This is a genomic window from Acinetobacter sp. 778_lipA (assembly GCF_058242985.1).
The window spans coordinates 867,689-887,900 of the sequence record NZ_JBZAYT010000001.1 but is presented as its reverse complement, the minus strand read 5'-3'; the positions used below and the strand labels follow the sequence as shown (position 1 = coordinate 887,900).

Genomic DNA, 20,212 nt, shown 5'->3' with positions numbered 1-20,212 from the left:
GCATACTAAAAATAATTCAAAAAGCTAGGACTTTAAAAGATGAAAAAAATCACTTATGCAGGTTTAGGATTAATCGTTTTAGCTTTATCTGCATGTCAAACAACCCCTCGTCAATACAATGGCGTAACAGGTTATCAGATTGAAAATCAAACAGCAGATAGTGCAACACTGGCATACACCCTTTCAGGTCGTGCAGATCGTGATTTGGATGCTGATAAATTACAGCGTGCATGTCAAAAAGTTTTGGGTGCAAACAAAAACTATAAAATTTCTGTATTAAGCACCAATGAAATTATCAATCCGCAAATAGCAAAAGATCAGGCTGGCGTTCAACTTGGACATAGCCGTACATCATTTGGGCTTTCTAATACACCAAGTCTAAATAACAGTGAAGATTATGCAACACGCCAAGCATTAGATACCCGTCCAAGCACTTTACATGTTGTACGTTATACCTGTTCTTGATTTTAGATAGGTGTAAATCACAGAATAAAATAAGACGCTGTCATAGCGTCTTATAAAAACTCACATTTCTGAATTCTTTGGCTTCATCTAAATCAGGCCAAGTGGTGGCGCTTCGTTCATCCAATTTTTGGTAATTTGGATGACTAAAGTTTTTCACTCGGCTATCTGCCACCCATACTTCTGTTGAAAATTTTAAAAACTCATCTAAAAAGAAACGGTTAGATTGATCATATAAAACATCTGCTGCTAATAAGACATCAACCTGTTCTGATTTATATAAATCATCTAGATATTCAAGCTCTACATCATTAAGCAAAGCATTTTCGCGACAAGCATCCAAACTAATTGGGTCGATATCGCAACAGATGACACGTTTTGCACCTGCCATTTTGGCTGCAATTGCAACGACGCCTGATCCAGCACCAAAATCCAGCACTATTTTATCTTTTACATGCTGTGGCTCTGCAATCAGCCATTGTGCCATTGCTAAACCTGAAGCCCAGCAAAAAATCCAATACGGTGTATCATTCCAAATACGGCGAATCACCTCATCATCCAAACGATCTGTTGGAAAAACAGGTGGAATCAACCATAACGAAATTGGGCTTTCAGGCAACTGCTGCGCCAATAATTCGCATTGAGGAATTACTTCATGCAAAGCATCAAGTAAATGTTGTGGGGCTTTAGGAAATTGATAAGTACAGCTCATGCAAAATATGACCAAAATTATTATTTTGATATTGAGGAAATACAGCTTCTTCCTCATATTCGATAGACAGTAACGTCATGTGCTAAGGTTTGAGACAATACTTCTTATTGAATCTCGAATATAAATACTTAAAAGTACATCTTAAACGCGTTAAGCCAATGACAATGTTGCCTACTTTTACTGAAAAATAAATATCGCTGTGTAAATGTAGGCTAGATTTAAGCACAGTGAATGCATGGCTTTCACTGTACTCAGAATAAATTAGAACTTAAGTTAACGCCTTTTCAGCAGCTTCCACAGTTTGACGAATCAACGTTGTGATCGTCATCGGGCCTACGCCACCTGGAACTGGCGTATAAGCTGCAGCTACCTCTTCAATACCAACCAATTGGATATCACCCACACCACCACCTTCACGAGGATGGAAACCGGCATCAACCACAACAGCACCTTGCTTAATCCAATCTTTTTGGATTAATTCAGCTTTACCGACTGCACCAACAACAATATCCGCTTGTTTTACCAATTCAGCAAGATTTTGTGTGCGAGAATGACAGATTGTAACTGTTGCATTGGCTTGAAGTAGCATCATTGCCATCGGTTTACCTAAAATAGCCGAACGCCCCACCACAACAGCATGTTTGCCCGCGATTTCAATCTTATTTTCTTCAAGAATTGTCATGATACCTGCAGGTGTTGCCGAACCATAAGCAACCTCACCCATTGCCATACGGCCGAAACCTAAGCAAGTTACGCCATCTACATCTTTCTCAAGTGAAATGGCATCAAAACAAGCACGCTCATCAATTTGTTCAGGCACAGGATGTTGTAGCAAAATCCCGTGAACATCAGGATTGTCGTTTAATTTTTCAATTTCAGCTAACAATTGTTCAGTCGTGGTTTCTTTACCTAACTCTACTTTTAAAGAATCCATACCAACACGACGGCAAGCATTTCCTTTCATGCGTACGTATGTCGCAGATGCACCATCATCACCCACTAAAATAGTCGCTAAAATTGGGGTACGACCTGTTTTTGCTTTTATAGCTTCAACACGAGTCAACAAGTCTGCTTCAATTTGTTTCGCTAATGCGCGACCATCCAATACCAATGCCACGGCACATCTCCAAAGTAGATATGAATCAATTTTGCAAATAATACATGATTATTTAGACAATTTTCTTCCATATGCTGAATTTATGTGCATATGCATGAATTATAGTATTGTTTTTTTTTCAAAGATTGCTAATATGTGCATCACCAAGACATGGCGGGGTGGCAGAGTGGTCATGCAGCGGACTGCAACTCCGTGTACGCCGGTTCGATTCCGACCTCCGCCTCCAATCTTGTAAAGCCCGAGTGGTGAAATCGGTAGACACAGGGGATTTAAAATCCCCCGCCCACAAAGCGTGCCAGTTCGAGTCTGGCCTCGGGCACCATTTTAATTCTTGTTAAAATGGTGCAATAAAGAACCCAGCGATAAGCTGGTTTTTTTATGCCTAAAATTTTATATTGTTTTTTATGTTAATATCCAAAGTGAAATTTAGATAAGCGAAGCCTATATGATTCAAAACAAGCAAGTTTCCCTCTATTTAAATCAATTACAACAACAATACCCACAAGCATTTAAGCGCAACTTTCTATTTTATAGTCAAATTAAAACCAAAGGGCTTTTAGATGAAGCAAAGGAGTTTATTCCTTGGATTTTGTCGATTATGATTTTTTGCAGCATCTACTTTAGTTTAGGTCAGTATATTGCAAATCATTTTCCTAAATTCGATAGCTTTCAAGCCAATGGCATTGCCGCTTTAGCGATTATGTTATTTTTTATGATTATTGTTCCCATCATTATCAAACAAATAAAACACAGTTCGACTCATTTATACCAACAACTCAATAATATTCCGCTTAAGCTTGCGGTACTGATCGTCCTCCAAGCACTCAATCTTTATTTTATAGAAAGTACCCTGCTGCAAGGTCTGTTATTTTTCTTTGCAATGAGCTTTGGTTTTGTCAAATTTTATAAAGAAAATTTATTTAGAGATAGCACCAAAGACACCGAATATTATCAATTACAACAAATTCGAAAAACCTGTTTATGGGCTTATAAACAGGCTAAAAAAGCAAAATTCAAAATGCGATTCTTGACTAAAGATTCTGAGAAATATCAATTTTATCAAAAGCGTTTAGTGAAGTTTTTAGAGTTACATTTAGAACTATTAAAATATGAAAATGAAATGTGTAAAACCTATAAATATGAAGATTTAGATGCCTATATGGACAGTATGATGTAATCCATCTATCACGTTAAAAAGCCGAGCGATCTAAACTCGGCTTTTTTAGGCTAGAAAATTTATGCACTTTTCTGAATAGTCTTTACATCAACCAAATTGTTATTTAAAACCACTTGATGGGCACGAGCCGTATCCACTGAATAGGTTTTTTCCTTGATGTTATTTACGAAAATCCAATCCGCTTGCACTTGCTGTGCTGTAAAGCTGACTTTTAAGTAACCACGCTGATTTAAATTGGTGTAATTCAATTCATCAATGAGCGTGGTGAATGCCATTTCAAATTGTTGTAGCTGTGCCAAAGGAATACTTAAATACTTTTCCATCCCTGGTGAAGAGACCGAACTGGTTGCCAATTCAACCCCAACAAAATCACCCGTTTGAGTATGCAAGTCAGCAGACCATGCATTATGCGTATCCCCAGCCAACACTACAACTTTCTTATTTAATGCTTTGAGTGTGCCATATAAAATTTCACGTTCTGCATAGTAGCCATCCCAAGCATCCAAATTATAGGGTGCAACTGTGGTCACACGGGCTTTTTCTGCAGCAGTTAATGTTGGATCACCACCTTTCAAACGGACTTTTAAAGTAACTAACTCGATGATCTGTTGATTCATTTTTGCTAAAGTTTCGGCAGTAACATTTCCACTGGTAATTGCAGATAATGACAATAGCAATTCTGCAGGAATTAACATTTTTGCCATCAAAACTTGCTGCCCCAACACATTCCAAGTAGCTGTAGATTGTGCCAGTTTCTTTTGTAGCCACTCACGCTGGGTATACCCCATTAGTGTACGCGTAGTACTGGTTAAATCTGTCTGAAATTTAGCAATATCTAAACCAGAAGCCGTCATATAGTTGGCATAATTGAGTTGTTTGTCGCGTGCCAAAATACGCGTATCCAACATAGTTAATTGTACCAATGAACCAAAATCAAACTGGCGATAAATATTTAAATGATCTGTTGCAGATACAGGACGAATCGGCATCCATTCAAAATAAGCCTGTAAAGCTGCCAATTTACGGTCTAAGAAATTTCCCTCATTGGCTTGATGATTCTCTGCACCCTCTTTCCATGCATCGTTTGCCAGTTCATGGTCGTCCCAAATCACGATAAAAGGATGTCGTGCATGCGCAGCCTGTAGATCGTTGTCAGTATGGTAAAGAGCATAACGCTTACGGTAATCGTCCAACTTGATAATTTCTTTATCATTGTCTGCAGCCAGTGTACGACCCAGCCTTACCGCCTCTTCTGTGGCATACCCATCTTTACCATATTCATAGATGTAATCCCCCAAATGGATAATCGCATCGACCTCTTGTTTTGCCATTTCTTTATATACATAAAAATAGCCAGCAGGATAATTTGAACATGAACACACCGCAAACTGCACAGAACTGGCAGTTTCAGGTAATGTTTTGGTACGTCCTACTGGCGAAATCACCGAACCAAATTTAAAACGATAATAATAAGTTTGCCCAGACTTAAGCTTGTCTGCATCGACCTTAACAGTAAAATCCTGAGCTGATGCTGTTTGTACTTTTCCAGTATTGATCACTTGAGTAAATTTATCGTCTGTGGCAATTTCCCAAACCACTTCTAAACGCAAAGACGTATCCTGTGGCGTAATACGTGTCCACAAAATCACACGATCTTTTAACGGGTCTCCACTGGCAACACCATGCAAAAATTCAACTTTTATTGTAGGAGATGTTGAATCGTTATTATCACTGCCACAAGCAGTCAACGACACTGGTATAGATAATGCCCCAAAACTGGCTAATGACTTTTGAATAAGTTCACGGCGTGAAATTGAGTTTGGCATTGAAGTTGATTTCCTCTAAGTTTTTTTATCCAATCAATTTAAAGGCTTAATATTTCGCTTTAATCTCAAATTGATGAAAAAATCATGACAAAATACTCATTTAACGGCTTAAAATGCTTTATTTTCAAACATAAGCACATGAATTGATTGAAAAGAAAGCAAATCGACATAAATACGCTTGCCAAGAGAAAAACTGTCCTTTATTATTGCGCACATGCCCGAGTGGTGAAATCGGTAGACACAGGGGATTTAAAATCCCCCGCCCACAAAGCGTGCCAGTTCGAGTCTGGCCTCGGGCACCATTTTAAGTCTTATTAAAATGGTGCAATAAAGAACCCAGCGATAAGCTGGTTTTTTTATGCCTTAAATTTGTAAATCAACTATAAATTGCTAATTTAAAATATAACTCAAAGTTCAATACATCTTGCTAAAAAGCGTGATAGCTCAGTAATATTTTTCTGGTTATTTTTCATTAAAAACCCTATAATACGTTAAATTTACATTAATTATTAATATTTTCATAAACTTAATTAAACCAAACCCATGTCTAAAATTACTACTGAAACTCAAAAAGCCGCCCCTATATTTCCTCGATTATTCGCATTTATCATCGACTGTATTACCGTCGGCGTAGCCTGTTTAGTGACGGGCAAAATACTGTACCCCTATTTTGAAAATTCTCCTTTTATTTTCCAATGTATAGGCACGCTCCTCTGTCTATTTTATTTTGCTGCTTTTAACAGTCAGATAGGAAATGGTAAAACCATTGGGAAAATCCTTTGTAAAATTAGGGTAAAAGACTTAAATGGTGCTTCAATTCCATTTGTGCGCTCTCTAGTTAGATCAAGCATCTTTATCATTCCATTTTGCTTTGCAGGTTATTTACAAACATATTCAACTCAGCATCTTTTACTCAGTCTGCTTGTGGCTTTTTTTCAAAGTATCGTTTTTGCCTGCTTCTATTTGGCAATTTTTAATGGAAATAGCCAACAATCTCTTCACGATCTACTCAGTGAAACTCAAATACTCAGAAACGCTCAATCCAATATTCCACGTCAAGCTGTATGGAATATTCATTACTACATCATTGCGCTGCTAACAATTGTTATTTTTTCCGTCAATTTATGGGGTTATTTCCAAACCAAAGCAATGTCAGCCAATGATTTTACTTTAATCTCCCATGACATTAAAAATGCTCAAGTTGAAAGTCGTCATACCTTCATCGGAGAGGCTGAATCCACAAATCAGGTTTTAATTTTAAATGTAAATCAGCCAGATTATCTGGATAACATTGATAGCGCTGAAACATTGCTAGAAAAAATTGATCGACAACACGCTGAAGTTTTAACGCAATACAAGATCAATCAGGTGCAATTTAACTTTTCTTATCAATTTGGTTTGGCCAAATTATCAAAAACAACACTTTATGATTATAAAAAGACACATAAAAGTAGCCTAACCTATATTGGAGATAGTACGGGATTGAACCTTGGTTTTTAACAAAACCAAGTCCCATTTGTAAAGTTTAAATCTGGAAGATAAAAAAAGACCACGTTTTTGGAAACATGGTCTATAAAAATGGTGGCTATGACGGGACTTGAACCTGTGACCCCCGCATTATGAGTGCGGTGCTCTAACCAACTGAGCTACATAGCCTAAAACTGTGCGCGCATTATCTGCTGTAAACAATATTACGTCAAGCACTAATTAAAATAAAATTCATCGAAGTGAGCCGATAAGCCGGGTTCTGTCTAGAACGATCATTCCTCTAGGCGCATGATTACTCATACGCTCAAGCGACCTACCCGGATCCAGCATGGGCCATGCCTATAGGATCCCTATTTGGTCTTGCTTCCGGTGGGGTTTACCATGCCATAAACTGTTACCAGCCATGCGGTGCGCTCTTACCGCACCCTTTCACCCTTACCTTCCATTTCTCCGAAAAGAAACGATATTGAAGGCGGTCTACTCTCTGCTGCACTTTCCGTCGGTTCACACCGCCCAGGCGTTACCTGGCACCTTGCCCTATGAAGCCCGGACTTTCCTCCCCTGCTTCAATCACGGAGATCTCCACAGCAGCGATCGTCTGGCTCACTTCGGGGCGTATCCTAACAAATTTCTTGGCTAATTGCTTGCGCTTTTTTGAGCAATTAGTTTTTTATACTTTTCCATCAAATCTTCTTGGCTCTCTACATGGTTCGGATCGAGCGGAATACAGTCGACTGGACAGAAAAGCGCGCACTGTGGTTGATCAAAATGCCCAACGCATTCTGTACATAGGTTCGGATGGATTTCATAAATCTCCTCCCCCATAAAAATGGCATCATTTGGACATACAGGCTCGCATACATCACAATTGATACATTCATCAGTGATAATTAAAGACACACTACCAACCTTGTTGATGTTTACGATGGAAGGCTTCGACAACGCATTGAGGAACAAACTTTGCCACATCACCTTTCAATCGTGCTATTTCTCGAACCATCGTCGAAGAAATAAATGAAAATTGCTCTGATGGTGTTAAAAATACTGTTTCAAAATCATGATCAAGCTGACGATTCATATTCGCAAGTTGAAATTCGTATTCGAAATCTGAAACAGCCCTTAAGCCACGTAACACTGCTGTAGCATGTTGTTCACGTGCAAAATTTACCAATAACCCATCAAAACCGACAAACTCAACATTGGGTAAATGTTTGAGGGATATCTTTGCTAACTCTACACGTTCTTCCAAACTAAAGACTGGGTTTTTATGATGTCCAATTGCAATTGCGACCACAACTTCATCAAACATTCTTGAAGCACGTGCGACTAAGTCAACATGGCCATTGGTAATTGGATCAAAAGTTCCTGGATAGATGACACGAGTTTTAGACATCCATTTGTACTCTAGTTTGTTATGTAGGGCTATAGTTTATCAAAAACTTAAATATTAGCGAATAACCTCTTTTGATTTAGCTTGGGGTTTAATTGTGAAATGACTTCACCTGAAGCCAAGTTTGAGGCAAAATAAGGCTATTCTTGGAATATTTGTATTATGTCGAAAAACATTGTCGTTAAAAAAAATAATAGTGGGACGATTGCACAAAATAAACGTGCACGCCACGATTATTTTATTGAAGAAAAATTTGAAGCTGGGCTTTCTTTACAAGGTTGGGAAGTCAAGTCATTACGTGCTGGACGGATGACCATTACTGAAAGCTATATCACCTTTAAAAATAACGAGGCATTTCTCTTCGGTGCTCAAATTCAACCTTTACTTTCAGCATCTACTCATGTAGTCCCTGAAGCAACACGCACGCGTAAACTGTTGCTCTCGCGTCGTGAACTTGAAAAGTTACTTGGTGCTGTCAATCAAAAAGGTTATACCTGTGTCCCTTTAGCATGTTACTGGAAAGGTCATTTGGCAAAACTGGAGATTGCTTTGGTAAAAGGTAAGCAGTTACATGACAAACGTGCAACTGAAAAAGATCGTGATTGGCAACGTGATAAATCGAGAATCATGCATAAATAATGCCTTATTAATATAAAAAACCTCCAAATGGAGGTTTTTTCTTGCAGCAGTCTTTTAACAAAATTTTAAAGAACCATAACAGTTAGGAGCAAAATCCTGAGTTGCCAATTTCAAATCTTTAATCGGAAAATATAATGGATTTGAGCCCGACAAATTAATTTCCCCAATTGCTACCTCACTCGCAATACAAGATAAACCTATTACACCAGGACATTTCACTGTATTCTCAGATTTAGCAAGGTATTCATTTAAACTAGGTACAACTTGTTTCAAAACATCATTCGTCACATCAATTGTATTCGATGGTGTCACTTTGCCAATATCAATTTCATCTTCAATTGCTAGCCACCATCCTCTTTGTGCTGCAATTTCCGCGTTTGGCCACCACACTGATTGTTGCTGTAATGATAAAGAAAATGGATTATTCAATTGTAGCTTGTGAATGTATCCTAAGCTTTGATTAATATCTAAATTTGCAGTTAAACCAGAAATACTCCCACTGGCATTTAATGTTAAAAAAGATAAATCAATACCTGCAAGAATTGGCTTAATTGAACCATTGAAAAATAGCTCATCAATTTTAGCTGTTCCAGTTAAAAGGGCACTATTCATACGATTTCCGTATAAAGTTTTCCCATTAATTGCTAATGTAGCGCCAGTAGATTGTAGCCCTAGATTATAGTCATTTGTCTGAAAACTTGCTGTTGGAAGAATGCCTAGTTTGATATTACCTTTAATAGACATATCTGTATCAGCATATTGTAAATTCCTTGCAGTTGTATTAGCAATGCCTGTTGTTGCTTTAATTTTTAAAGCACCACTTAGACTATTAATACCATTTGGTGAGTTTGAATTTTCAGTACCTGCTGTTAACAAACCCAATGCTTTTTCAGCACTTAAGCGTAAACCCACCACTTCTCTTGTCGAAGCAGTATCAGGATTTTTAATCGCAAATTCTATAAATGGATTAGTCAGTTTTGCACTTGAACCTACACGACCTTCACGGGTATCTGCTAGACCAGAAAGGCTCAAATTATCAATATCAATATCACATCCACCTGCACCATTTGCGCCCCCACAACCCAATTGTAGTTTTTTAATATTGGCATTCAGTTCAAGATCAGCTTCAAGGCCCAGTTTATAAAAACCAACTCCTAGTCCTTGCATCTTATTCACCGAGTCATTGGGTGCAATATAACTCAAACTCATCAATGCCTGACCACTGACTTTAGAAAGCTCCTTGTCTGTTAATTCGGTTAATCCTTCAGACTGCAAAGTGTTTGCAAAACAATAAATCGGAGTAACCAACAGACCATTTATTAAAATCATCTTCATGATTTTAATAATTTTTCTAGCCTTAATATCCATATCATATGCTCAATTTTTTATTATTGGTCAAAACTATATGAAAATGATAGTAAAAAATAGGCTTAACACAGTCAATAACTCAATGAATCCAGTATTTTTCTATATCAGCTAACTTTCACAATGATTCTAAAGGATTTTTATTTATGATTTTTTTGTTTTTTTATGTAATTACAATGCATCATTATACCGCAATTTTATTTATGAGTAATGCTATATATTCTCCAAACCATATTGCAGTTTGCAAGTCACCTGAGGGCGGTGTAATTTCAACAGGTGCATTATCTGATTGTGTCATTAACCCTAAGTAACCCGCCATACGATTTAAATCTGTAGGCTTCACACCTGTAGGCATTAAAGGCAATCCAGACCATAACATGCCATGTTGCATAGCAAAAATATTAATTTGTTGTAAGACGGAAAGCTTATCTCCACTTAAACCACCTGAATTGGTAAATGCGGCAGCAAGCTTGCCCTGCCAATCACGATTTTTCCAACGTTTAGATGTCGAGTCCATAAACATTTTAAATGGACCTGTAACACTTCCCATATATGTAGGTGAACCAAAAATAATAGCATTCGCCTGATCCAAAATATCCCAGTCAATATGCTCAATATCCATGGTATGGACAGTTACACCAATCTTTACTGCGCCTTGTGCAATATAACTCGCAACTTTTGCAGTATGACCAAATGGGCTGTGGTAAACGATCGCGATAGATTTAGCAGATAAAGACATATCAATTGAAAACAAACAAATTTGCTCAAGTTTAACATCTATTCAATTTTAAACAATTCTTGTAATGTTCAGAAAACGCATTAATAGATTTTTTAAACTGCAATAAATCTATTTAAAAATAAAGAATTAATTATGAATAAATACAAAAGTTGCCATACGACCTGTTTTTGCATGACGGCGGTAAGAATAGAAATCTTGATCTTGTCGATAAGAACATTGGTCCCCGCCTGTAATCACATCGACCCCATGCTGTTTGAGAATGTAACGTGCAATCGCATATAAATCAGCGTAATACTTACCTTGTTGCTCACTCTTTATAAATGCTGTTTCTAATTCAGCATATTTAGAGCAAAAAGCAGTTTTTACTTCTATACCAATTTCAAAACAAGCTTGACTAATCGCTGCACCTAACCAAGCCCAGGTAGGTTGAGATTTCATATTGGCAATTGTATTTTCAATAATCCCTCCAGCTAACCCTCTCCAACCTGCATGTAAGTTTGCAACTTCAGTACCCATCTTATTGCCTAATACAACAGGCAAACAATCAGCGGTCATCATCATCAAAGCATGCCCTTGATTCTGTGTAACTAATCCGTCACCGACCAACGCTGTAAAGGTCATTTCTTCATTGACAGTATGACAAATTGTACTGTGAGTCTGAGTCATCCACGTGATTTTATTGACACCCCATTCAGCAAATTCATCTAATAAAATCATACGATGCTGTTGTACACGTTTAGGATCATCATTTACATGCAATGCCAAATTAAAACCTTCAAGTTCAGGCTGTACAGATGGCAAAGCCTTTGGGTGCTGTATATGTGTCTGTCCGACATATACACCTTGAGGTAATCCTTGAACAAATTGCATCTGGCACATTTCCTACTTAAATCATTTCACGACTCTATAACTATAACAAATTCAATCAACCCTTGATCAATACTTTAATTAATTTAATTGATTAGTAAAGCTAAAAATTTCAACCAAATTTACTATTATTTCTTTAATCAAAATTAACAATATCAATTAAAACTTGAATAGCGGGTAATCCCTAAAAAATTAGATCCTAATGTCTTATTCGACTTGAATTAAACATGGATATTAATAAGTTGTAGTATTTATATCCATTACGTCAATCCTTCTGGATACTTTAAAAATAGAAACGCTTGAGTGGTTATGAAATGCCTATTGAGGGATATCACTACAAAATTTTGGTCTTTATTTTAATCAAAATACCACCTCAATCGAACTTATTATAAATAAAATAACTTAGCGTATGTCGCAACATCATTACCTTGCAAAAGATTACTTAAGCAAAAGATTTCATAGTCGAATCACTTCTATTTTCGAAGATTTTCAGGTCAACTCTGCCTATCAAAACAGAATAATGTCATCAGAATGAGTAAGGGATCAATCAAAATATACGCCGATTTTTTCAACAGGACAAAAGATAGTTGTGGTTACCCAATAACTTTATAAAACTGCTCTCATTGAGCAGCTTTATAATACAAATCAATCAATACGCTTGATTTTCAGAACGTAGAACTTCTACCAACTCAACGAAATCATCTGACCATGGTGCTTCAAACATCATTTCTTCTTTTGTACGTGGATGAACTAAGCCCAATTTAGACGCATGTAAAGCTTGGCGTTTAAAATTACGCAATGCACTGCTCAGTTTTTCAGAAGCGCCTGCTGGAACTTTAACACGGCTAACATATACTGGATCACCCACCAATGGATAACCAATATAGGTGAAATGAATACGGATTTGATGAGTACGCCCTGTTTCAAGTTGCGCCTGTACACGGGTAAAATTTTGAAAACGTTCTTTAACATTGTAATGCGTCACTGCATCACGGCCACCTGGTAAAATAGCCATTTTTACACGATCTACAGGATGGCGCTTAATCGGTTCATCAATCGTACCACCTGCAATAATATGACCATAACAAATCAAGTCATATACACGGTAAACTGTTTTTTTAGCCAATTGCTTACTTAAAGAAAATTGAGCTTCCAGATTTTTAGCAACAACTAATAAGCCGCTGGTATCTTTATCTATACGATGCACTAAACCCGCGCGAGTTAATTCGGCAGATTTTGGATAATGATAAAGCAAGGCATTGACTAGAGTACCATTTGGATTACCAGCCCCAGGGTGTACAACCATACCTACTGGTTTATTGATGACCATAATATCGTCATCTTCATAAACAATATTTAAAGGTATATTTTCAGGTTGTGCAGAAGTTTGTGCTTCTAACTCAACATCTAAACATAGAAGTTCATTGCCTTCACATTTATACTTAGGCTTGACAATGTTACCATTTACCAACAAATGACCTTCTTTCATCCACTGCTTGAGTTTTTCACGAGAAAACTCGTTCCAAACCAGTGCTGCGACTTGGTCAATACGTTGCCCTAAATAGCTTTCATCCAGTTGAAATTGCAACGATAAACGTGTTGCAGTTGGTGCAGAATTATGATTATCTGCATCCTCAGAATCTTCAAGTAAATTGAAATCGTTTTCTGGGAAATTAGAATTAGAAGAGTGTGCTGAAGTCATTTGCTCATTCGGACAAAAGTGGTTTAATAGCGCAATTGTAGCCTATTGCCCGTATAAACAGAGGAATTTTTATGTCGCTACCACGTTATAAAGTCACAATGCTTGCTTTAACTGTAGGCTTAGCAACTGCATTTGTCGGCTGTAGCAGCAATCCGAAGAAGGATGTTGTTGATACAGGCCCGAAATCAAATGAGCAGACTTATTACAATAATGCGATAAAATCATTAGACCGTGGGCAATATGGCGATGCTGCAAAAGCGTTAGAAGCAATGGATACTTATTTTCCGACTGGGCAATATGCACAACAAGCTCAGCTTGAATTGCTTTACACAAAATTTAAGCAAAAAGATTATGAAGGTACAATTGCACTGGCAGATCGTTTTATCCGTTTAAATCCTCAACATCCGAATTTAGACTATGCCTACTATGTCCGTGGTGTAGCCAATATGGAGCAAAACTATGACAGTTTGCTTCGCTATACCTCATTAAAACAAGCGCATCGTGATGTAGGTTATTTAAAAATTGCCTATCAAAATTTTGTCGACTTAATTCGTCGCTACCCTTCAAGCCAGTATTCAGTTGATGCCGCACAGCGAATGAAATACATCGGTCAAGAATTGGCTGAAAGTGAAATGAATACTGCACGTTTCAATATTAAACGTAAAGCATATTTGGCTGCGATTGAACGTTCACAATGGGTGATTGAACACTATCCTCAAACCCCTCAAGTTCCTGAAGCCTTAGCAACTATGGCATATGGTTATGATAAGTTGGGCGATAAAGAAACATCACAACAGTACATTGGCGTGCTTAAGCAAAACTACCCGAACCTTGTTAAATCAAATGGTGAAGTGAATATACGCGCAGCACGTAAAGAAGCCAGCTGGTGGAACCGTGCAACATTAGGTATTTTAGGTCGTGGTGATAAAGCAGAAGTATCACAAGAAGCGAGTTCTGAAACGTCTGATCAAGCAGAACAAAAATCAAGCTTGTTGAATAAAGTGAGTTTTGGCTTACTTGACCGTCCAAATCGTGAAGTATCTAAAGAACCCGCACGCGCAGATGAAAGTTTGTATGATGGACAACGTAAATAAATATTGATTGCGACAAATCAAGACGGGTTTTTACCCGTCTTTTTTATTCATCGATATTTTTAGAAGCAAAACTACGTTAAACTTTAAATTAGTTTAAACGATACATGACATTAAATTTATGGCTATTCCTCAGCACACGATAGATCAAGTTTTGGATCGCACAGATATTGTCGATCTGATTGGTCAACGTGTGAAATTGAAAAAAACTGGTCGCACCTATTCAGGCTGTTGCCCTTTTCATCAGGAAAAGTCCCCCTCTTTTCATGTTTACCGTGATAAACAGTATTATCACTGCTTTGGTTGTCAGGCAAATGGCAATGCCATTCGCTTCTTAATGGATATTGATAATCGAAACTTTGTCGATGTCATGAAAGAACTCTCCAGCCATGCAGGTGTCGAACTTCCCAAAGACAATCATGACAATAAAAAGCTGTCGTATAAGCGTGAAGTATCCAAGCCTAAACCAGCAGTGAAGGCTATAGAAGATAAATTAGTAGATTCTAAACCCGCTGAGCAAAAAATAGATTCTGTTCAGCCACTTGAAGTTGATCCTTTCGAAGCTTTTAGCCAATATCCAGATCCAGAGCATTTCGATCCAACCCAATTTGATCCAACTGGTTTTAACCAAATCCCTCAAGATGGTAACCTTTATGATCTTCTAGAAAATATTGCACAATTTTATGAACGGCAATTGCCAAACAGTAAAGTCGCGCAGAATTATTTTAAACATCGTGGCTTAAGTAGCGAAACCATCCAATATTGGCGTTTAGGCTATGCACCAGAAGATTGGCAACATTTGGAAAAAGCCTTTCCACAAGATATTGAAGGTTTAAAACTGCTGGGGTTAATTCGTACCAGTGATAGTGGTCGTGACTTCGATTTGTTGCGTGATCGGGTGATTTTCCCAATTCGAGACAACAAAGGTCGTGTTGTCGGTTTCGGTGGTCGCGCATTGAATGATGAAATCAAACCGAAATATATTAACTCACCTGATTCTGAAGTTTTCCACAAAAATCAACTCCTTTACGGCTTGTATGAAGGGCGTAAAGACCGTGCGCAAAATTGGCTCATGGTAGAAGGCTATATGGATGTGATCGCCTTACAACAGAATGGGATTTCTGGGGCAACAGCAACATTAGGTACAGCCAGCAATGCTGATCACTTAAATATTTTATTTAAGCAGAACAATCAGATCACAATTGCATTTGATGGTGATGCCGCGGGACAAAAAGCAGCACGTCGAACCTTAGAAATTGCCCTGCCATTATTAAATGATGGTCGTGAACTTAAATTCTTTGTTCTACCCAAAGAGCATGATCCAGATTCGTTGATTCGTAAAGAGGGTTTTGAAACTTTTCAACGTATATGGCAACAATCCCCATTATTATCAGATTTTGTCTTTGCATTGTTAAGTCAAAATTATGATGTTGCTACACCTGAAGGCAAAAGTCAGGTGATGGCTGAACTCAATCAACTAACGGAATTACTGCCTAAGCAAGGTTCTTATCGCTATTTATTAAGACAATTCTTTAAAGAAAAATTAGGTTTTAATCGAAAATGGCAACCTCAAGTCAGCTTAGATGCCTCATTGTCATTTAATATTCGTACTAAAGATGAAGACTTTGCTGTTGCGATTTTGATGCAACACCCATTTTTGTATATTCATTTTGAAGTATTACGCGCATTGATTCATCCAGATGAACTATTGGCGCAGATCTTAGCCGTATTTGACCGTGTCTTTGACGAGCTACCAGACGATCAAGAACTTGCAACCTATTATATTTTAGGTGCATGTGGCGCTTATCATTTGGAATTATCTGAAATCATCCAACGCACTAATATTCAGGCTTTGGCTGAAGCGCCTGAAATGGCAGATAAATTGGCTTCAGATTACTCTTTAGCCTTGCAAGAGAAATATTTAAAATTAAAGCTTAAAGCCCCAACTTCGTTAAGTGAATCACGTAATTTACGTAAACAACTCAATGAACTGACTAAACAAATTAGTTTAAAGCTGGTACATCATTAATTTTTAATAAACGCTTCATTGAGCTTATCGAGTATTTTGTAATACAAAAAATTCATATGGCTATTGGCCTCTTCCATTGAGGAGTCATGAGGCTTATATAGGTTTATAAATATACGTTTTTGAAAGTTTTCATCACTAAACAACACGGTAGTAGGGAAATTAGAGTCTGAGTGTGCATTTATACTTTCGACCATAAGTGCATCCAATAACCGCCCTGAATAATCTAGATAAAAGCTATATAGTTTAGTTTTTTGAGATTTTTATAGCATCGATCAACTGAATCAATTACCCCCATAACTCCACCCGAAATAGAGAGGCGATGTAGATCCTTAATTGCTTGGTTCAATAATACATCACTGTCTTTTACAGGCTTTGAAAAGTATTCTACTGACAAACACAATAATATGAATATATAAAGTTTTAAGCATTTTAATTACCTTAATTACATTATTCTAATTTGATCGCACGAATAGATACACCAATAATAGCTGGCGAAGCAAAAACATTAAATCACATTATTTTAAAAAATAATCACTTCGCTTTTGGTTTTCTTTCTTGTTCAAAAATATCCTGAATATTTTCTTTCATCCACTCAAAATGTGATGGATCTTCATCTTGCGCCGCATTGCGTAATAAAATTGAAGAAGGATGCAATAACTTTTGGGTCAAACGATGCGCAAAATCCTCAAGTACATGTTGAGTATCCTCACCTGCCTGAATACGTTCTAAAGCATGCGACAATTCCATCTGACGTTGTTCTTCACCGTGTTCACGAAATTGTTGAATTGTACTCCCCGCTTCTTTTACTTTTTGCTGAGTCACCAACTGGGTCACCAGTTGATTAACCATGACTTCAGCTTCAACCGCAGCTTGACGTCGTTGTGCTAAATTTTCATCAATTACACTTTGTAGATCATCCACACCGTATAAATACACACCATCCAAACTTTCAACTTTTGGATCTATATCACGAGGTACAGCTAAGTCGACCATAAGCATTTGTTGATAACGACGTTTTTTTAAAGCAAACTTCACATCTGCATAAGCAATGACTTGATGCAAACTGCCTGTACAACTCGAAATTACATCCGCACGATAGAGATTCGAAGTTAATTCATCAAATGGAATAATTTCTACTTCAACACGATGTGCTATTTCTTGTGCTAATTTTTCTGCCCGTTCACGGCTTCGATTACAAATCAGGATTTTTGCAACACCCATTTCAGCCAAATGTTTCGCCACCAAGCTGTTCATTTCACCTGCGGCAACCACCATGACTGTAAGCTGTTCAGGCTTACTAAACACTTGCAATGCAAGTTGAGCAACTGCATATCCCATCGAAACAGCATGGCTACCCACTGCAGTTTCAGAACGTACCCGTTTGGCTGCATAAAATGCATATTCAAATATTTGATTTAGGTTTTGCGAGACGATTTCAGCATCTTTTGAGATTGATAGTGCTGTTTTAACCTGCCCAAGAATTTGTGGCTCACCTAGCATCAACGAATCTAAACCACTTGCGACTCGCATCAAGTGCGAAACAGCATCGGTATTTTCATAACGATATACATGATTTGACAATTGCTTTACATCAATACCATTGGTTTGGGCGAGCCAATTTAATACCATATCGGCATTTTCAGCCATGGCATAGACTTCAGTACGATTACATGTTGAGACCACCACCATATCATTCAAATTCTGGCGAAGGCTTTCTACAGCAAATAAATCTTTTAATCGTTCTGGATTAAAAGCGATTTGCTCACGTAGCTCAACAGAGGCAGTTTGATGGTTGACACCCAATGCAAAGAAAGACATATCAGATCATCATTTCGTTAAATTTGTGCTATTGTGCAATAACGGTGTCATAAAAAGCATACTTGGATTCGGAAAAATTGCGTCAAATAAACAACCGCTTAAGCGGCATGACAATTAAGCAATATTCTACCACATTCTTACTGGTTGGTAGCATGGCTTCTAGTGCTCATATTAGAGCATCTGGAGAATTTTATCATGCGAAATATAATACTAATGCATTAAAACAAAGTATTATTGCTGAATTTTCATTGGCTTATAATGATACAGCAACTGCTTTACACAATTATACTGTGCTCGCAATTCGTAGTAATTCAACCACCATTAAGCAACGTGCCTTGAATGTTGCAATTGAACAAAATGATTTAAAAGCCGCTTTAGACATTGCCACCCATTGGGTTGTACAAGAACCTGAAGATGTTCCTGCAAAATTTTACTTGGCACATATTGCGCTCAAATCACATGAATACGAACTTGCTGCAGAAACCCTAGACAGTATTCTCAACATTGACCCTAACGCTGATTTAGAAAAGATTTTAGAAGGAATTGCACCAGAATCAGAAGTAGATCGTCAAAATCTGCTCAGTACACTGAGAGCAAGTAAAGAAAAAAATAACCCTTCTGTGCTTATTCTAATTGCAGGTTTGGAAGCGCAAAACGATGAAATCGAGCAAGCGCTAAAAACTGTCAATAAAGCATTAAGAAAACGTTCAAAAGTGACTGGCTTTATTTTGATGAAAGCCAATTTATTAGAGGCTTTGGGTGACCAAGAAGCGACTTTAAAATGGTATGATCGAAGTAGTCGTAAAAACAAATATAACTATGATATCCGTCTAGCTGAAGTTAAATATTTGATCAAGATTCATCAATCTGAATTGGCCTTAACTAAATTAGAATCTATTATCCAAACTTGGCCGGATGCTGAAGAAGCCCTATTTATCGCAGGTTTAACTGCGATTGATTTAAAAAAGCTAGATCAAGCTGAACAATATTTGGTGGAATTACGTTATTCGTCACGTTATCAAAATGAAGCTTATTTTTATTTGGCAGTAAATGCTGAACGAAAGCAAAATGATGAAACGGCAAAAGCCTATTATCGTCTGGTTGATGGGAACTTATATACGGTTTCACGCCGTAATCTGGTCTCGATTTTTGAAAGACAAGACAAGATGAATGATGCTTTGCGGTTTTTAACCCAAGAACGTGTCAATTATCCACAACATGCAAGTTTCTTATATCAGGCTCAAGCTGAGATTTTAAAACGCATGGGCAATAAAAAAGCAGCATTGAGATTACTCACTGAAGCAGTGAAGAACTTGCCTGATGATCCTGAAATTCTCTATTCAGAAATACTGCTTCTTGATCCATTTGAGGATCGTGATTTACTTGATAAAGCACTGAAACAACTTTTAACTTTAGAGCCCAATAATCCTGCTTATTTAAATGCTTATGCCTATACGCTTGCACTACAAAATAGACGTTTAGATGAAGCGCGAAAGTATGCTGAACATGCCTTAGACTCTGCACCAGATCAAGCCTCGATTTTAGATACGCTGGGATATATCACATTCTTGCAAAATGATTTTGATGCTGCCTCAAACATTTTATCGAAAGCTTATAATTTGAGTCATAGTGTAAACATCGGTATTCGATATGCAAAATCCTTGTATATGCAAGGTGCGTTAGCTCAATTTAATGAAGTGTTACAACAACTCAAACAAAATCACCCAAATGATCCTCAATTAAATCAATTAGATTCATTAATATTACCGCAACATATTAAAAAGAGTTAA

17 protein-coding genes, 4 tRNA genes and 1 other RNA gene are annotated in these 20,212 nt (G+C 37.4%); 10 read left to right on the top strand and 12 right to left on the bottom strand.

The window, feature by feature from the left end; all coding sequences use genetic code 11:
• The first annotated feature begins 39 nt into the window (after nucleotides 1–39).
• Complete coding sequence (locus AC4CUY_RS04180) at nucleotides 40–465, top strand: hypothetical protein (protein WP_336952731.1); 426 nt, start codon at nucleotides 40–42, stop codon at nucleotides 463–465.
• Between the two features lie 40 nt (nucleotides 466–505).
• On the opposite strand, the gene AC4CUY_RS04175 is transcribed toward AC4CUY_RS04180, so the two are convergent.
• The gene (locus tag AC4CUY_RS04175) at nucleotides 506–1,174 is read right to left on the bottom strand and encodes a class I SAM-dependent methyltransferase (RefSeq protein ID WP_336952733.1); all 669 of its coding nucleotides are present in this window, start codon (nucleotides 1,172–1,174) and stop codon (nucleotides 506–508) included.
• 268 nt (nucleotides 1,175–1,442) lie between these two features.
• Nucleotides 1,443–2,291, bottom strand: coding sequence for a bifunctional methylenetetrahydrofolate dehydrogenase/methenyltetrahydrofolate cyclohydrolase FolD (gene folD, locus AC4CUY_RS04170; protein ID WP_490773699.1), 849 nt, complete (start codon nucleotides 2,289–2,291; stop codon nucleotides 1,443–1,445).
• A gap of 152 nt (nucleotides 2,292–2,443) precedes the next feature.
• Here folD and AC4CUY_RS04165 point away from each other — a divergent pair.
• The 3 genes from AC4CUY_RS04165 to AC4CUY_RS04155 all read left to right on the top strand — a co-directional run bounded on the left by AC4CUY_RS04165 (nucleotide 2,444) and on the right by AC4CUY_RS04155 (nucleotide 3,468).
• Nucleotides 2,444–2,517, top strand: a tRNA-Cys gene (locus tag AC4CUY_RS04165).
• Nucleotides 2,518–2,527: 10 nt separating this feature from the next.
• Nucleotides 2,528–2,613, top strand: a tRNA-Leu gene (locus AC4CUY_RS04160).
• Nucleotides 2,614–2,736: 123 nt separating this feature from the next.
• The gene (locus AC4CUY_RS04155) at nucleotides 2,737–3,468 is read left to right on the top strand and encodes a hypothetical protein (protein ID WP_336952736.1); all 732 of its coding nucleotides are present in this window, start codon (nucleotides 2,737–2,739) and stop codon (nucleotides 3,466–3,468) included.
• Nucleotides 3,469–3,527: 59 nt separating this feature from the next.
• On the opposite strand, the gene AC4CUY_RS04150 is transcribed toward AC4CUY_RS04155, so the two are convergent.
• Nucleotides 3,528–5,294, bottom strand: a complete 1,767-nt coding sequence (locus AC4CUY_RS04150) for an alkaline phosphatase D family protein (RefSeq protein WP_483770220.1) — start codon at nucleotides 5,292–5,294, stop codon at nucleotides 3,528–3,530.
• Between the two features lie 216 nt (nucleotides 5,295–5,510).
• On the opposite strand from AC4CUY_RS04150, the gene AC4CUY_RS04145 reads away from it, so the two are divergent.
• Together AC4CUY_RS04145 and AC4CUY_RS04140 are read left to right on the top strand one after the other, a co-directional pair.
• A tRNA-Leu gene (locus tag AC4CUY_RS04145) sits at nucleotides 5,511–5,596 on the top strand.
• A 241-nt stretch (nucleotides 5,597–5,837) separates the two neighbouring features.
• Nucleotides 5,838–6,794: an RDD family protein gene (locus AC4CUY_RS04140; RefSeq protein WP_419819537.1), complete on the top strand. Its 957-nt coding sequence runs from the start codon at nucleotides 5,838–5,840 to the stop codon at nucleotides 6,792–6,794.
• Nucleotides 6,795–6,873: 79 nt separating this feature from the next.
• Here the strand turns inward: AC4CUY_RS04140 and AC4CUY_RS04135 are convergent.
• The 4 genes from AC4CUY_RS04135 to coaD form a co-directional block, all read right to left on the bottom strand.
• Nucleotides 6,874–6,950 (bottom strand) — tRNA-Met (locus AC4CUY_RS04135).
• Between the two features lie 64 nt (nucleotides 6,951–7,014).
• Nucleotides 7,015–7,392: RNase P RNA component class A (gene rnpB, locus AC4CUY_RS04130), an RNA gene on the bottom strand.
• 26 nt (nucleotides 7,393–7,418) lie between these two features.
• Nucleotides 7,419–7,682 carry a YfhL family 4Fe-4S dicluster ferredoxin gene (locus AC4CUY_RS04125; RefSeq protein WP_336952742.1) on the bottom strand — a complete coding sequence of 88 codons (264 nt, stop codon included), beginning with the start codon at nucleotides 7,680–7,682 and terminating at the stop codon, nucleotides 7,419–7,421.
• Nucleotide 7,683: 1 nt separating this feature from the next.
• Nucleotides 7,684–8,175 carry a pantetheine-phosphate adenylyltransferase gene (coaD, locus tag AC4CUY_RS04120; RefSeq protein ID WP_004722475.1) on the bottom strand — a complete coding sequence of 164 codons (492 nt, stop codon included), beginning with the start codon at nucleotides 8,173–8,175 and terminating at the stop codon, nucleotides 7,684–7,686.
• Nucleotides 8,176–8,334: 159 nt separating this feature from the next.
• Here coaD and smpB point away from each other — a divergent pair, with 159 nt between their 5' ends.
• On the top strand, nucleotides 8,335–8,811 hold the full coding sequence (smpB, locus tag AC4CUY_RS04115; protein ID WP_004722477.1) for an SsrA-binding protein SmpB: 477 nt from the start codon (nucleotides 8,335–8,337) through the stop codon (nucleotides 8,809–8,811).
• A gap of 54 nt (nucleotides 8,812–8,865) precedes the next feature.
• On the opposite strand, the gene AC4CUY_RS04110 is transcribed toward smpB, so the two are convergent.
• The 4 genes from AC4CUY_RS04110 to rluD form a co-directional block, all read right to left on the bottom strand.
• Nucleotides 8,866–10,179: a hypothetical protein gene (locus AC4CUY_RS04110; RefSeq protein ID WP_336952744.1), complete on the bottom strand. Its 1,314-nt coding sequence runs from the start codon at nucleotides 10,177–10,179 to the stop codon at nucleotides 8,866–8,868.
• A gap of 181 nt (nucleotides 10,180–10,360) precedes the next feature.
• Nucleotides 10,361–10,915 carry a flavodoxin family protein gene (locus AC4CUY_RS04105; protein WP_419327634.1) on the bottom strand — a complete coding sequence of 185 codons (555 nt, stop codon included), beginning with the start codon at nucleotides 10,913–10,915 and terminating at the stop codon, nucleotides 10,361–10,363.
• 126 nt (nucleotides 10,916–11,041) lie between these two features.
• Nucleotides 11,042–11,785: a peptidoglycan editing factor PgeF gene (gene pgeF / locus AC4CUY_RS04100; protein ID WP_490773698.1), complete on the bottom strand. Its 744-nt coding sequence runs from the start codon at nucleotides 11,783–11,785 to the stop codon at nucleotides 11,042–11,044.
• Between the two features lie 646 nt (nucleotides 11,786–12,431).
• A complete protein-coding gene (gene rluD / locus AC4CUY_RS04095; protein WP_419327619.1) occupies nucleotides 12,432–13,484 on the bottom strand; it encodes a 23S rRNA pseudouridine(1911/1915/1917) synthase RluD in 1,053 nt (350 codons plus the stop codon).
• A gap of 71 nt (nucleotides 13,485–13,555) precedes the next feature.
• Here rluD and AC4CUY_RS04090 point away from each other — a divergent pair, with 71 nt between their 5' ends.
• Both AC4CUY_RS04090 and AC4CUY_RS04085 read left to right on the top strand, forming a co-directional pair.
• Nucleotides 13,556–14,578, top strand: a complete 1,023-nt coding sequence (locus AC4CUY_RS04090) for an outer membrane protein assembly factor BamD (protein WP_004819623.1) — start codon at nucleotides 13,556–13,558, stop codon at nucleotides 14,576–14,578.
• A gap of 118 nt (nucleotides 14,579–14,696) precedes the next feature.
• Complete coding sequence (locus tag AC4CUY_RS04085) at nucleotides 14,697–16,604, top strand: DNA primase (protein WP_490773697.1); 1,908 nt, start codon at nucleotides 14,697–14,699, stop codon at nucleotides 16,602–16,604.
• A gap of 531 nt (nucleotides 16,605–17,135) precedes the next feature.
• On the opposite strand, the gene hemA is transcribed toward AC4CUY_RS04085, so the two are convergent.
• Nucleotides 17,136–18,422, bottom strand: coding sequence for a glutamyl-tRNA reductase (gene hemA / locus AC4CUY_RS04080; protein ID WP_336952753.1), 1,287 nt, complete (start codon nucleotides 18,420–18,422; stop codon nucleotides 17,136–17,138).
• A gap of 77 nt (nucleotides 18,423–18,499) precedes the next feature.
• On the opposite strand from hemA, the gene AC4CUY_RS04075 reads away from it, so the two are divergent.
• Nucleotides 18,500–20,212, top strand: a complete 1,713-nt coding sequence (locus tag AC4CUY_RS04075; protein ID WP_336952756.1) for a tetratricopeptide repeat protein — start codon at nucleotides 18,500–18,502, stop codon at nucleotides 20,210–20,212.

What these genes read in the sequence shown, in the direction of transcription:
- pgeF (WP_490773698.1), bottom strand. Translation starts at nt 11,785, where the DNA reads ATGCAATTTGTTCAAGGATTACCTCAAGGTGTATATGTCGGACAGACA.
- rluD (WP_419327619.1), bottom strand. Translation starts at nt 13,484, where the DNA reads ATGACTTCAGCACACTCTTCTAATTCTAATTTCCCAGAAAACGATTTC.
- AC4CUY_RS04155 (WP_336952736.1), top strand. Translation starts at nt 2,737, where the DNA reads ATGATTCAAAACAAGCAAGTTTCCCTCTATTTAAATCAATTACAACAA.
- AC4CUY_RS04140 (WP_419819537.1), top strand. Translation starts at nt 5,838, where the DNA reads ATGTCTAAAATTACTACTGAAACTCAAAAAGCCGCCCCTATATTTCCT.
- coaD (WP_004722475.1), bottom strand. Translation starts at nt 8,175, where the DNA reads ATGTCTAAAACTCGTGTCATCTATCCAGGAACTTTTGATCCAATTACC.
- AC4CUY_RS04175 (WP_336952733.1), bottom strand. Translation starts at nt 1,174, where the DNA reads ATGAGCTGTACTTATCAATTTCCTAAAGCCCCACAACATTTACTTGAT.
- AC4CUY_RS04150 (WP_483770220.1), bottom strand. Translation starts at nt 5,294, where the DNA reads ATGCCAAACTCAATTTCACGCCGTGAACTTATTCAAAAGTCATTAGCC.
- AC4CUY_RS04110 (WP_336952744.1), bottom strand. Translation starts at nt 10,179, where the DNA reads ATGGATATTAAGGCTAGAAAAATTATTAAAATCATGAAGATGATTTTA.
- AC4CUY_RS04090 (WP_004819623.1), top strand. Translation starts at nt 13,556, where the DNA reads ATGTCGCTACCACGTTATAAAGTCACAATGCTTGCTTTAACTGTAGGC.
- AC4CUY_RS04180 (WP_336952731.1), top strand. Translation starts at nt 40, where the DNA reads ATGAAAAAAATCACTTATGCAGGTTTAGGATTAATCGTTTTAGCTTTA.
- hemA (WP_336952753.1), bottom strand. Translation starts at nt 18,422, where the DNA reads ATGTCTTTCTTTGCATTGGGTGTCAACCATCAAACTGCCTCTGTTGAG.
- AC4CUY_RS04105 (WP_419327634.1), bottom strand. Translation starts at nt 10,915, where the DNA reads ATGTCTTTATCTGCTAAATCTATCGCGATCGTTTACCACAGCCCATTT.
- smpB (WP_004722477.1), top strand. Translation starts at nt 8,335, where the DNA reads ATGTCGAAAAACATTGTCGTTAAAAAAAATAATAGTGGGACGATTGCA.
- AC4CUY_RS04085 (WP_490773697.1), top strand. Translation starts at nt 14,697, where the DNA reads ATGGCTATTCCTCAGCACACGATAGATCAAGTTTTGGATCGCACAGAT.